The sequence below is a fragment of the Verrucomicrobiota bacterium genome (assembly GCA_037139415.1).
Lineage (GTDB): Bacteria > Verrucomicrobiota > Verrucomicrobiia > Limisphaerales > Fontisphaeraceae > JBAXGN01.
This window is the reverse complement of the sequence record JBAXGN010000064.1, coordinates 24,181-36,957: the sequence shown is the minus strand read 5'-3', so window position 1 is coordinate 36,957 and position 12,777 is coordinate 24,181. Positions and strand designations below refer to the sequence as shown.

Sequence of the window (12,777 nt, the reverse complement as noted above, 5' to 3'; positions counted from 1 at the left end):
CCGCCAATCCCCAATGGTATCAAATTATTCGGCGCAGATGCGGTGTTCTGAAGTTTGCGCCGCCTGACGGCAGCGGCTACGCGGTTCATGGGGAGGAGGACATTATCCGGCGGAGGGACTTTATTTGAACAATAACTTGACCAGGCGCTGATTGCCGGCATCGTACACCACCGCGCGATGGTTGCGGGCGGCAATGGTGCGCGGAGCATCGAACTGGCGCAGATCAGCACCCGGTTTATCCACCAAGCCGCAGCCCGCCAATAAATTCCCGCTGGCGGCATCAAAGACCAATACGCGTTGGCGCTGCGTGTCGGCAATCCATAGGCGGCCAGCGTCACACGCGAGACAGATTTCAGCGCCGAAATGGTCGCCGGCCCATTGCGACCAGCGGCGCGATTCCTTCCAACTGTTCCCGCTTAATGCCAATTCAATGACACTGCCGTCCGCCGCGATCAGCAAGGTATTGGCGTCCTTCATCGCCAGCGAGGCGAGTGATTTGATGGGCGAGGCGGTGGCCAGCGTCACCGGGGCGGCATCACTCGCGTATTTGCCATCGGTGCCGATATTAAATGCGGCGACCTTGCCGGTCGGGCCGGCGGCCAGCAGGACCAGACGACCGGCTGATTTATAAACGACCGACGCCATCAGCGGACGCAGCAGGTCGCACTTGCCATTCTCGACGCGATGAATCTCCACCTCGGTGGTCAGCGGCCCATTGAGGAAGGTGGGCTTGCCCCACATCCAGGCAGGCGCAACCAAATGGTCGCTCTCCAGCATCACCGGAGTGGCGATTTCCTCGGGCGCATTGATGCCTGATTGCAGCGGGGTGGCGGGCGTATCAGACCACTTCCAAGCGCCATAATGCCACCAGACATTACCCGAACGATCCACGGCCAAACCATGCCCCACCGGCGCGCAACCGATTCGGCGGACAATCTGGAACTGCTGTTTTTGGGCATCCCACGCCAACAGGTGCAGCGTGCCCGTGAAACCGGAAACCGCGTAGAGACCGGGGCGGATGCGCGCGAGGCCGCGTCCGTTGGAGAGTTCGGAATTTTGGTCGAGATGCCCGATAAACGAGCCGGAGGAACCGCCGAGGACCACGCCGGGATCGGGTTCAAGCCCGCTCGTGAACCGCCGAATGGTGCCGTGCCAGGCCTGACCGTAGAACGCGCCGTCCAGCAGTTGCATGCGTTCACCCGGCACGTTGCGGGGCCACCCCTGAACGATCTCCTGACCGGCGACATATTTGTGGACCTTGCCGCCCGTGGCCACATACAGAGCCCCGTCAGGACCGAGTTCAAGCTGTTGAACATTGGTGGCGGTCATCACCGTCCGGGCCTGGCCGGTGAGCGGATTCACCAACAAAATTTCCGAACCAGACCAGGAAGCGAACTGGTCTTGGAAAGTTCCAAACGACAAAGCCAGAGAGGCACGCTTGAGCGCGATGGCGGCCGTGCCAGCCGCTGCGGTGATGGGCAAGGTGAACAGTTTGTCCTGGAGCTGCATCACGAGCGTGTCGCCCACCAGAATGAGTTGATCGTTGCGTCCGATGCCGTGGGGAATCTGGTATTGTCCAAGCAGCCGGCCATCCAAGGCATAACGGTTGAGCGTGCCGGAACCGCCGCGATCCCAGAGCGAGCCGAACCGGTCGTACGCCACGCCCATGCCCGCCGCAGTCCCGCCGGCGATGGGCCCCTTGGTGCTGGAGCCCACGCTGCCAAAACGCACCAGTGCAGCCCCTTGCTGCCCGGAGTTACCCAGGACCCCGTCCCACGTAATGGTTTGCGCCTGGGTTGACAGAACGAAACTCATCAGTGCTACGAGAAAGCTGGGGAAAACCGTGGGGAACCTACGGTCTGGATATTTGAGCCTCGTTACCTCGGCCCCTGCTTGATTGGTAATTTGCCTCGCGTAATTCATCTTATTTGCCCTCCGCAAAGGTGATGCTGCCCCAGAGATTGGGGGTGAGCATAATTTCGCCGGGCACATCATTGACCAGGCTGGTGTTTTGGTTGGACCAATAGGAACGCAATAAATTCACCGCCCCACCGCTGTCCCCGTAGATCACGCCAAAATCGGCGGCGAAGGTTTTGCCCGCCGGCTCTTTCAGCCCGAGTTCAGTCCAAGGGATGGCGGCATCCACCCGGTAACTATTGTTTTCACGGCGCACTTGAATTTTCACCTCGGCCAGCAGCTTCACCGAATCCACCGTCTCACTGCGCCACGGACACGTGAAGGTCACGGGATTCTCCTTGGCCGGCAGCCGGTGACGGTAAAGAACCGCCACGGGCTTGCCCTCGAACGGCGCCATGAGCAACCGGAGATCGCCCGGGACCGGACCCGAACGGGCGGGCGGAGCCGAAGTATCCGTGCCGAGTTGCAGGTCCACGCTGTCGCCAGTTTTGAACAGGGTGGTCCAATCCTTGCCGTTGTTGACCCAGGGAGATTCATCAGCCACCTGGTAACTGAGATACAAATTGCGGGCGTCGAATCCAGCCCAGACGCGCACGGGGAATTTGCCAGACTTATCCCAGGAAATTACGGGCGCACCGGTAAAGCCGGTACCGCGCCCGTCCACCACCGGAGGCGTGGTCAAACGGGCCAACACCGCCTGGCGTTTGGGCGATTGCTGCGCAATGCGCCCAGCCAACACGCGTTCGGCAGCCAGAGCCTGAGCCGCTGAGACGGTCAGCGTGCCTTCCTGACGGCGCACCTGATTCAGGCCCTCGATGCGGAAGATGCGATAATCCGTGTGACCGGATTGCAGATAATAATTGCCGTCGGTCTTGGAGCGGCCAAAGAACCCGCCAAAACATTCGCCGCCAATGAGGTAAGCATCCAGCGCACTACCCATGCGGACATCCTTGAACATCTCATCCAGATAAAGGCCATCGCTGGTGAGAACAAAGAAGCGGCCATGATTCCCGTTGCAAACGAACACATCGGATTTCGCATCCAATTCGGCCATGCCGAGAAAGAACAGGACGCCTTGCATCACGCCGATCTCCGGCAGCGGCGCGGCATGGGAACCGTGGACGTTGCTCCAGCGGTTGGGATAGGTCCAGAGCAAGCGGCCATCCGGGGCGAACGCGGACATCTTGGGGTCCGAATTGACGAGCAGATTATTGAAACGATCCACCGCGCTTTCGCGCTCGTTATGTTGCAGCGCAATCGGAATACCAGCGGCACAGGCGGCATTCAGCGTGGGGTAATTGGGCGCGCCACCCGCGTTGTACCCATTGGGCTTCAAGGTGACGAGCACCGTCTTGCCATTGAAAGTTGCCGGCAGGCGCAGCGTGAGATCGTGCTGGTCGTGCCCCCAACCGGAGCCGGCAAAGCGTTCCACCTCCGTCGAGAAATCGAGTTCCTCAGACTGGATTTCACGATCACCGTTGCGATCCACCCAAAGCACACCGGGACCCTTGTCCATCACCGCGCCACTCCGGTACGGCTTGGCCGGATAGGTTTTATTAAAGGCGTCGATGAAAGCTTGTGGCGGACGCCAGTTGCAGGCATAGCCATACTGGTGAGTGGAGGCCACAAACGCCAGCGGCTTCATTGAACCGTCGGGCTTCAGTTCGTTGATGCTGGTCACTTTTCCAAAACCGATCAGGAACGTGCGGCCGTCCTGATGCAGAAAGCTCCAGTGCGTGGCCGAAGCGGCGGGACCGGTCGGTTCCTGCTGGAGAATGCTGCGGCATTGGACGCGCTGCTGCTTCAAATCCACCTGCCAGAGCGCGCCCTGGCCAATCCAGCGGGAAGCGTCCGCCGTATCAAATCCGGCGCCGGGAGCACCATACGCGGTGGGACCAAACTTTTCCACCACCACCCGCCCGGCCGCCACATCCCAGGCGGTGAGACGTTTGGGATTCCAGCGATCCTCGGTGACCCACAGCCAACCGTTATTGGCCAGCGCCAGCCCGCGCGGGTTGACCATGCGTTTGGGGTCATACGCCCCCTGGTACGCGCCGCCGAGGGTGCCCAGGCTGCTCAAGCGGGCACCGTTCGCCTCCAAGATCATCACGGTATGAGTCGCGCCATCCGTCACATAAATGCGGTCCTTGGACGCAACAATGCCTTGGGGCTTGAGGTTGGCGGGTATATTCAGCGGCTTCACCGTCACTCCCTCGATGCGCACCAGGCGATCCTCCGAAACCGCCAGAAGCTGGCCGCGCATTTCCGCAAGCGCGCCTGGTTGGGGCAATTTGATTTCACGCTCCACCCGCCCCGTTTTCGCCTCCACCACCAGGATGCGATCCGCGTGATGGTCCGACACGTACAAGCTTGATCCGATCAACGTCATCCCCCGCAGGCTCGGCTCCTTCCAATCAGGATGAGCCGATCCCGGCCCGATTTCGTTGGTGGCCAGCACTGCAAATCGATGGCCCGGATAATCGCGCACCCGGCCCGTGGCAATGTCGAATCGGGTCAGCGTGATCTTTTGAATACCCTTCCAGTCAGACTTGCCACGTTTCGTCTTGTCCCCCCAGGCAAAACCGTCGTGAGCGGCGTAGAGTTGCTGATCATCGGCGGCGAGGAAGACCCGCTCGATGCCAGTGCCAGCCAGCGGATTATAATGCATCCGTTTTACCCCCTGCTGATCCACGGCCACCATGGCATAGCCAGATTCAGCAACGGACCCACCGAAGAACGTGAACCGGGCATTGGCAGCCGCTGAGACGAACACACTGTGGTCCGCCCCCCACATGTCCGTGCCGGTGCCCGTGCGCCAGGTCGGCTGACCGTCGTTGCAGAATGAAAACAGATGCTCGGGACGAATGCCTGGATGATGAATGGAGCGCCAGTGATAGGCCCCCGGCTTGACAACCACGCCGTCCTCGTCCAGCCCATCCCACGCCACGCGGGCGGGACCTTTGCCGTAGGGTTGCCCGCTGACCAGATTGCGAATGCGCCGGCCCTGGTCATCCTCGATCACGACGGTGGCCTTGCCATCCAGCGGCTGCTCAAAGGCGATGGCCAGCGCGAGCCGGCGATCCCCCACTTCCCGCCGATGTTCAACCAAGTCCAATGGCATCCAGTCAATCGGACTACGCGACAACCCCGTGTGTGGCGCGGCGGAATCGAGATGCGCATAACGCTCACGCTGTTGATCCTGGCCACCGGATCCCCCCGGCCAACTCACGGCGAAACCAAGGCGAAGCCGCTGCCAACCGGCAGGGGTATCCACCAGCGTCGCCCCCTTGACCTGAAACTCATAGAGAACCTGTTCGCCAATCCGAGTGGCGGTGGCGTCACGTTCGCCAAGCACAAGGGTATGATCTGCCGACACACCCACGGCCAATTTGGGGGAAGCCGCCGTGGTGGGTTCGAGCTTGAATGCCAGCCGCAAGCCGTCCCCGTCCTGAAGCACCGCCCACGCCACCTGCGGGGAGGCAGGGCCGGAGATCACTGAAAACTCAGCCTCATCCAGGGATGCCGCCAGGCACACCGGAATCGCCAGCGCGAACAGTGCCCAAATCACCAAGTGCTGAATGCCTGCATTGGCATGGGCGATACGGTTATACGTGAACATGGGTACAGGTTCCGCCGACGGAAAAAGCGCGTCAAGGTAGAACTGATATAAAAATGGGGAACAGCTTTGAACGACGTACCGGGAACGACGGCATGCGTTGCCAATTTTTTATACCAACTTTTTTATTTCCCTTTGGGCCAAAGATGTATTTCCATGGAGCATCATCGTTGGCCGGATGCAAGCAGCCGACGCGCTGCGGTAAACCGGTCGTTCCGTATGAGTAATGCTATGAAATACATTGGTTGGCGGACAATCCTGCGGGCAGGCGGCGTATGGTGGCTGCTGGCCGGAACCTGGTGCGGCGTGGCCCAAACCCCGGACACCCGCATCGTCGAGCAATCCGCCACCGGCATCCGGGCGGCGGATCGGGTGATCATCAGCAAAGCCGAGGTGGCACGCTCCCGCAAAGAATTATTGATGGACATCCCGTCTGTCAAAAACTGGACTCCGGGAAAATCCACGGAACCCCTATCCCTGCCCAAACCATCCAAAAAACGACTCAGCCCCTCCGAGGTCGCCGCCAAGGCCCTCGCCGCCCACCTGAAGGTCGGCTGGTATTACCTGTGCAAACGCTGCGACAAATGGCACCTGAACCTCTCCGGAGGCTACGCCATTTCCACCCAGGGCGCGGTGGTAACCTGCGATCACGTCCTGGAGCTTGATGACTCCATGCGTGAGGGTTTTCTCATCGCCTCCACCGATAGCGGGGAGGTGCTTCCGGTCATTGCCATTCTCGCCCGCAACGAGCAGTTGGATGCCGCCATTATCCAGGTCAGCGGTGGCAAGCTGAACGCCCTGCCCCTCAATCACCAGGTTCACCTGGGTGATGCGGCGTATTGCTATAGCGATCCGCTGAGCCAGTCGGGCTATTTCAGCGCCGGACTGGTGAACCGGTTTTACTGGAAACGCGCCAACCGCACTGGCCGCGAGGATTCACTGGACGTGCTTTGTCATCTGCGCATGAACGTGAGCACGGATTGGGCGCCCGGCAGCAGCGGCGCCGCCGTGCTGGATGAATGCGGCAACGCCATCGGGCATGTCTCCACCATTTCCCTGCTGGCCCAGCACGAGCGGCAAAAAGGCCGGAACACTGCGGCGACCAACACCACCGAGAAAGCCTATATGATCCTGCATGAAGCCGTTCCGTCCCGGGGCATTCTCTGCCTGGCAAAACAGGGCAAAATAACGCAACGATGAGGTCATACATTATGCACCATAACCTTCCACGCCGCTCGTTTCTCCATACACTGGGCTTGGGTTCCGCCATGCTGGCGGTGCCGTCATCTACCCAAGCGGAGGAAAAAGTCATCCAGGGCTTTGAAAAAGCGCCCACCGCACCGGATGCCTCGCGGGGATGGAAACCCGTCAGTGACCGCCGCATTCGCGTGGGCATTGTGGGCTACGGCGTTTGCAAATTCGGGGCCGCCTTCGGTTTTCAAAATCACCCGAACGTCGAAGTCATGGCCGTCAGCGATCTGATCCCGGATCGTTGCGCAGCCCTGGCGCAAGCCTGCCGCTGCGACAAAACCTACCCTTCGCTGGAGGAACTGGTGAAGGACGACCGCATCGAGGCAGTGTTTGTCGCCACCGATGCCCCCAGCCATGTGCGCCACTGTCTGGAGGTGCTCAAGCATGGCAAGCATGTGGCCTCCGCAGTACCAGCGATCTTTGGTTCTTTGGAGGATGCGCAGGCGCTTTTCACCGCCGTCAAAAAGAGCGGGCTGAAATACATGATGTTTGAGACCTCCTGTTTCCACGAGGATTTGTATGCCATGCGGGCGATCTACCGCGCCGGCGGCTTTGGCAAGCTCACCTACTCCGAGGGTGAATACTATCATTACATGCCGGAACCCATCGCCTCGTACCAGGATTGGCGGGTCGGGTTGCCGCCGCAATGGTACCCCACCCATTCCAGCGCCTACTGCCTGGGCGTGGCCGGCGGCAGCTTCACCGAGGTCTCCTGCCTGGGCATGCCGAGCCTGCTCAAGCACCTGCAACCCGCCAACAACCGCTACCAGAATCCGTTCGGCACCGAGATCGCCTCCTTCCGCACCAGCGAAGGCGGCATGGCGCGCATGGCCGTCAGTTGGGACACCCCGGGTGACAGCGGCGAACGGGGACGTGTGCGCGGACAGCGCGGGTCCTTTTATGCCCGCTACGAAGGTTTGGAGAAACAACTGCCGGACCTCATGCGCCCGCCCCTGCCGCCGAAGGTGGATGCCGGCGGCCACGGCGGTTCGCACGGCTACCTGACCAACGAATTTGTGCTGTCCATTCTGGAAAATCGCACGCCGCTGGTGGATATCATCATGGCACTGAACCTCACGGTCTCCGGAATCGTCGCGCATCAATCCGCCATCAAGGACGGGGAGCGCCTGAAAATCCCGCAGTTTAAGATGTAATCCCCCTCACTTCCCAAACCCCAGATCCTCGCCGTCGTGCAATACCACGCCAATCTGTTCCAGACGACCGTGGCGGCCGTTATACCATAACAACCACTTTCCGCCGTCGAAAACGGCATACGGTTTGTAACAGGCGTCGTGATCCCATTGATCCTGGCCAGGGCGGATGATGGGGTTGGCCGGATGCCGCTGCCAATCCGTGATGCCATCCCGCGATCGGGCGATGCCGATCTGGGCGCGCGGCTCGTCGCGGAAGCCAATGTAAAACATGATGTGCCAATCCCCCCGCTTCTCCACCTGGCAGGCGGTGACCTTGTGTTTTTCCCAGGGACTTTGCAGGTCCGGTGTAAAAATCGGATTGGCGGCGTGTTTGGTCCACGTCAAGCCGTCGGGGCTGATCGCGTAGCCAATGGCATTCGGCTCATTCTGTTCGCCACCGGAATACCACATGCGGAATTGCCCGGCATCCGCGTCCCACAATACATGCGGGCACATCACGGCCACCTTTTCCCACGGTTTTTCCGCTGCGAGTACCGGCCGGTCGCTCATCCGTTTCCAGGTAACCCCATCCGCACTCGTCGCATAACCGATCGCCGAATGGCCTTTGGCCTGCCCCGTGTACCACAGGTGATAGCCATCCTTGCGTTTTAACACCACGGGCCGGTTGAGGTCGTCCTCCCAGCCGGTTTCCGGGCGCGGACCCAGCACAACCTGCGGCGGCTCGCTCCAATGAATTCCGTCTTTGCTCTCGACCAGCGCGATGGATTTTTTCGGACGCCACGAAAGCCACATCCGATACGTGCCCTCCTCGCGCAAAACGGAAATGTCGAAGCAGGTGCCATATTTGCCGCCCATGACGGGGTTTTCCTCGAACTTCTTCCAGCTGGCAGAAGTCTCGGGTGAAGTCTGGGCGTGCCCAGCCAGCGCTGCCAACAGCAGGCAACTGAGAGGCAATAATACCGTAGGTTTCATCTTGGGTTTGGATGTAGAGGACTGTTTTTTATCACAATTTTTTAGCGTTTCGGCAGCCAACCTCATGGCGCATCGGGACCAACCTCGCCTGAAGTCAGGGGCCGACGTCGTAAGGCCCCGCTGCCAAATTCCTCGGCGCCAATATCCCGCCAACCAGACCGCACACGACCAAACACGTCGTCGTCAACCAACCCGGTGCCTTCGACGGCGGCGTCAATGGCAGGACTCGAATCCGTCAGTCGCCAGAGCACCCCAGCACCCTCCACTTGACGCAGGTGCGGATCAGCGAAGCGAAACCAACCCGCCCATTCATCACGGGGGACGACTGGTTGGCAAGTATATCCAAGGTTGTCATGCGCCCGCAGACCACGGACAACCTCGAAGTTCACGAGGGGCAAGGCTTGGGGTTTGGTGCGAACAACCAGGTTATTGACGAAGGTGCATTCGTTGGGGGGAATACGCATTCGCTCGGCGTTGTCCGGATTGAAACCGAACTGGAGTGGCACACAGTCAATCCAAGTATTGAAGGCGATCCAACACCGTGTCGGCGGAACTGAAGTCATATCGTCGTATTTCTTGCCGATGTTTTCGGTGGTGGGCGTGTCGAGTGTGCCGGGGATCAGCCCCAAGGGCGCCTCATGCCGCCTGCCAGTCAGACCGAAAAAGTAATTATTAAAAACACGATGATCGAAGCCGTAGAGCTTGACGCCGCCACACCCCGGCTCGCCGTTGGTGGCGATGATGAAGTTACCGGAGACGATGTCGCGGTTGCCCAACCGCAAGCAGATCGCGCCGCGACAATTCAAAAGCGTGTTATTGCGCACGACGTTATCCGAAGATTTCAGCGACATGATCTCGTCTTCGCCGCTGCATCGTTCCAATAAATTTTCCTCAATGAGGGTGAACGAACTTTGGCCGGAGGCGCCGAGATCATTGCCGCCGGTGCGAATGGTCTCATGGCCGTTCTCGCCATTGGCATAGACAACGTTCTGAAAATGATTGCGATCAACCCGATCGTGCTGCGAACAAACCAGCAGCGCATCGTCGCCACGGATGAAGACATGACTGCCGCGATTCACTTTGCGCTCAAACAGATTGTGATCAATGCGGTTCTGCCCGCTGCGGGCGCCCTCCACGGTGACCCAGTGCTCCCAGTGCCGCGGCGTGGCGCGCTCGGTCAGGCGAAACGTGTTCCGGGTCACGCGTACATGCCGGCAGTTGTCGAGCCGCACCGCTTGCTGGTCGGCATCGCTGGTAAACATGAAACCTTCCAAAATCAGATATTCACAATCCCTGATGACGAAACCGGCCGCGCCGCCAATCACAGCCCGACCACGATGTTCCGCGCGCAGAATGATTGGCACCTCGGCGGTACCGCGTTTTCCCTGGATACGGATCGGACGCGTTACCTTGTAATCACCATCAGCCACCTGTACTGTTACACCCGGGCCAAGCCCCTGGATCGCTTCTTCCAACGATCCGATCGAATCGGCACCGCGGAGCACGCCCAGCGATGCCAGCAACAGGGCAGTGAGGACAAATGCAGTAAGCCTATTCATGCTTGAGATTTTTGACGTTCTTCAGTTGTCCCCAGCCCATTTCCTGCGCCGTGTGAACGGTATGGGCGGAAAGAAACTGCCGCAAGGGGCGTGGAACGCAGGCATCCAGCAAGACTTTCATGCGGCGTGCAGCGCAGTCTTGTGGGCGTATTTCAAAACAGCAACGGCTTGTTCACGTGTCACGTCGGGAAAACAATCAAGGTATTCGTCCAAGCTGAGACCGCTTTTCAAATTGGCAAACAGACTATCCACTGGCACGCGTGTGCCTTTGAAGCAGGGCACACCGCTCAATCGTTCCGGGTCAACCCAGATGGGCAAGTCCGAAGGGAAGTCGTATTTCGGTGCCAATTTCATTTAAAAACAACCTACCAGAGGAATCAAAATTGTCAACCAAACTGGTCGCCTGTTTCTACTTTCCGCCGCTTTTACAAAACGGCAACGGGGGCATGGAATGCTGGAATTTCAGTCCCTCGGTTTCCCTGCGGATTCCACAACCTTCCAGTTCTGGAAATCATAGGTACGGGTTCGTTTACCGTCAGTCAGCACCAATGAACTCTCAGGGGACGGCTGCTGCAGCCAGGGACTTTCCAGGGTCGGCCAGCGAGTGTAATCCACAGTCTTGCCGTTAATTTTGTCCTCGCCATCATAAACACACTCCAGGGTATTGCCATGGCGATCCGTATAGCGGCCAACCGGCTTCACGCCGGATTGGAGCTCAATCCTGGCCTTCGCCAGCAGCAGATCGCGGAAGGCAGCCAGTTGCTTTTCGGGATCGGCCCCGGGAAAATCCGCAGGCAATGCCGTTTCCAACGCCACGGCAGTTTGCAGGGTTGGGATGCGGAATTCCGAATCGCCTTCCCGCGCTTTGCCAGCGGGGGCACGAATGCCGGATTGGGGGTTGAAGGTGAACGGATGCGAGGCGGAAACCGCCACCAGGACGGTGCCGTAGTGCAGGAACAGGCGGTTCGGCGCAGTCAGCGCGGCACGGTAGCCGCCGGGAATATAGGCCAAGGCGTAAGGATTTCGGAAATTGGGAGCGATGTTGAACACAAACAACAGGGCATCGCGATACTGCAGTTCCTGCTCATACTGGGTCACGCCGTGGGTATGAATGCCGGTCGTCTTGTTCCCCTCCGCGTGGTTGTCGTCGGCAGAGGGATTGGTGATCCACAGATGGCTGCCATGGTTCACATTGGGCTCCTCCCACATCACCCCGCACGGGTAGCTCTGCCCCATGAATTGCCGGGTCGAAGCCTTGGGCGAACGGCTGAAGAGAGCATAATCCTGGTTCACATAATGATACAGCGCCCAGCGGTTGATGAGCGCGCGGTACACGTAGGGCTGAGAACGGTCCGCGCCGGAGGCCAGCAAGGCGTCCGGCATACGGTAGCTTGCCGTGGCGGTGCGCAGCGCCCATTGATCGTGCAGTTCCCCCGGCGGTATCCCGCCAAAATATGCCCAAGGGACAACGGCAATCCCCCATGGCTGCTGCGTCTCCATGTCCGGATAAGAGCGCGGCGCAAAGGTGGCCAGATGCCCGCGCAACCAGGCCGGCGCCAATTCAATCAGGCTATACTCATAAGCCAGCGCGGCACTTTGACGGATACCGGAATCCTGCGCGCACTCAGCCAGCGTCAGCAGCGGCAAAATGTTCTCGGCTCCATATGGGCGTGACGCAAATTCTCCCGGACCACTTTTGACCGTTTCCTGAATAAGGCTGCGGATGTACTTCTCCCCGGTTGGATCATTCTTTTCAAAGCGGGTACCATCCTCCTCCTGCCCTTTGAAGAAAGGGTCCGCATGAAACGCATTGAGTCCCCAAATCTGGGTGGCCAGATAGCGTGTAACCGCCGCCATGATTTTATGATTGCTGGTGGAGAGGCGCTTATAAAACACCGCGCCGGTATAGATTTTGCGGTTCCGTTCCTTCAGCGGTTCATCCAGAAACCTCTCATAGCGGATATAACAATCCACACCCGGCCACGCCACAAACCCGCTGTTGCCGCCATGAATCCAACGGTTCTCACGATTACCCGGCACCATCTGATCCAACCCGCGTCCCACCAAACGACGCCCCTCCTCCACCTTACCCAACTCAAACAAGGCTTCAGCCCGCCAGAAGGCGGATTTGGCCGAGGGTTTATCCACATGCGCCTGGTAATCCTGCCAGACCGAATCCAGGAACAGTTTCTGCCGCTGCGCAAACGTCTGCGGGCTTTCCGCCTGAACCACCCCCAGCCAGAATATGCCCATCAAAATATAGAGTGCTGTTTTTATCAAAATGAGGGATTTGTTCATGTTCGAGTGC

The 12,777-nt window shown here is 59.4% G+C and carries 9 protein-coding genes; 2 read left to right on the top strand and 7 right to left on the bottom strand.

What is annotated here, in order from left to right; genetic code table 11:
- Positions 1 to 120: 120 nt before the first annotated feature.
- Together WCO56_12990 and WCO56_12985 are read right to left on the bottom strand one after the other, a co-directional pair.
- Positions 121 to 1,815: a hypothetical protein gene (locus WCO56_12990; protein ID MEI7730485.1), complete on the bottom strand. Its 1,695-nt coding sequence runs from the start codon at positions 1,813 to 1,815 to the stop codon at positions 121 to 123.
- Between the two features lie 109 nt (positions 1,816 to 1,924).
- Complete coding sequence (locus WCO56_12985) at positions 1,925 to 5,536, bottom strand: FlgD immunoglobulin-like domain containing protein (protein ID MEI7730484.1); 3,612 nt, start codon at positions 5,534 to 5,536, stop codon at positions 1,925 to 1,927.
- A 228-nt stretch (positions 5,537 to 5,764) separates the two neighbouring features.
- On the opposite strand from WCO56_12985, the gene WCO56_12980 reads away from it, so the two are divergent.
- Entirely contained in the window at positions 5,765 to 6,733 is a 969-nt protein-coding gene (locus WCO56_12980; GenBank protein ID MEI7730483.1) for a serine protease, read from the top strand.
- Between the two features lie 11 nt (positions 6,734 to 6,744).
- On the top strand, positions 6,745 to 7,938 hold the full coding sequence (locus WCO56_12975; protein MEI7730482.1) for a Gfo/Idh/MocA family oxidoreductase: 1,194 nt from the start codon (positions 6,745 to 6,747) through the stop codon (positions 7,936 to 7,938).
- A gap of 6 nt (positions 7,939 to 7,944) precedes the next feature.
- Here the strand turns inward: WCO56_12975 and WCO56_12970 are convergent, their stop codons facing one another.
- From WCO56_12970 to WCO56_12950, 5 genes are all read right to left on the bottom strand, one after another.
- Positions 7,945 to 8,910: a family 43 glycosylhydrolase gene (locus WCO56_12970; GenBank protein ID MEI7730481.1), complete on the bottom strand. Its 966-nt coding sequence runs from the start codon at positions 8,908 to 8,910 to the stop codon at positions 7,945 to 7,947.
- 62 nt (positions 8,911 to 8,972) lie between these two features.
- Positions 8,973 to 10,469, bottom strand: a complete 1,497-nt coding sequence (locus tag WCO56_12965; GenBank protein MEI7730480.1) for a polysaccharide lyase 6 family protein — start codon at positions 10,467 to 10,469, stop codon at positions 8,973 to 8,975.
- Complete coding sequence (locus WCO56_12960; GenBank protein ID MEI7730479.1) at positions 10,462 to 10,590, bottom strand: hypothetical protein; 129 nt, start codon at positions 10,588 to 10,590, stop codon at positions 10,462 to 10,464. Before WCO56_12960 ends, WCO56_12965 begins: the two co-directional genes overlap by 8 nt.
- On the bottom strand, positions 10,587 to 10,823 hold the full coding sequence (locus tag WCO56_12955) for a DUF433 domain-containing protein (protein ID MEI7730478.1): 237 nt from the start codon (positions 10,821 to 10,823) through the stop codon (positions 10,587 to 10,589). Before WCO56_12955 ends, WCO56_12960 begins: the two co-directional genes overlap by 4 nt.
- A 108-nt stretch (positions 10,824 to 10,931) precedes the next feature.
- Positions 10,932 to 12,767 (bottom strand): hypothetical protein, encoded by a 1,836-nt coding sequence (locus WCO56_12950; protein MEI7730477.1) that lies wholly within the window; start codon positions 12,765 to 12,767, stop codon positions 10,932 to 10,934.
- Between the last annotated feature and the right edge of the window lie 10 nt (positions 12,768 to 12,777).

Excerpts from the sequence above, each read along its gene's own strand:
- WCO56_12990 (MEI7730485.1), bottom strand. The coding sequence starts at position 1,815 with ATGAGTTTCGTTCTGTCAACCCAGGCGCAAACCATTACGTGGGACGGG.
- WCO56_12985 (MEI7730484.1), bottom strand. The coding sequence starts at position 5,536 with ATGTTCACGTATAACCGTATCGCCCATGCCAATGCAGGCATTCAGCAC.
- WCO56_12980 (MEI7730483.1), top strand. The coding sequence starts at position 5,765 with ATGAAATACATTGGTTGGCGGACAATCCTGCGGGCAGGCGGCGTATGG.
- WCO56_12975 (MEI7730482.1), top strand. The coding sequence starts at position 6,745 with ATGCACCATAACCTTCCACGCCGCTCGTTTCTCCATACACTGGGCTTG.
- WCO56_12970 (MEI7730481.1), bottom strand. The coding sequence starts at position 8,910 with ATGAAACCTACGGTATTATTGCCTCTCAGTTGCCTGCTGTTGGCAGCG.
- WCO56_12965 (MEI7730480.1), bottom strand. The coding sequence starts at position 10,469 with ATGAATAGGCTTACTGCATTTGTCCTCACTGCCCTGTTGCTGGCATCG.
- WCO56_12960 (MEI7730479.1), bottom strand. The coding sequence starts at position 10,590 with ATGAAAGTCTTGCTGGATGCCTGCGTTCCACGCCCCTTGCGGCAGTTT.
- WCO56_12955 (MEI7730478.1), bottom strand. The coding sequence starts at position 10,823 with ATGAAATTGGCACCGAAATACGACTTCCCTTCGGACTTGCCCATCTGG.
- WCO56_12950 (MEI7730477.1), bottom strand. The coding sequence starts at position 12,767 with ATGAACAAATCCCTCATTTTGATAAAAACAGCACTCTATATTTTGATG.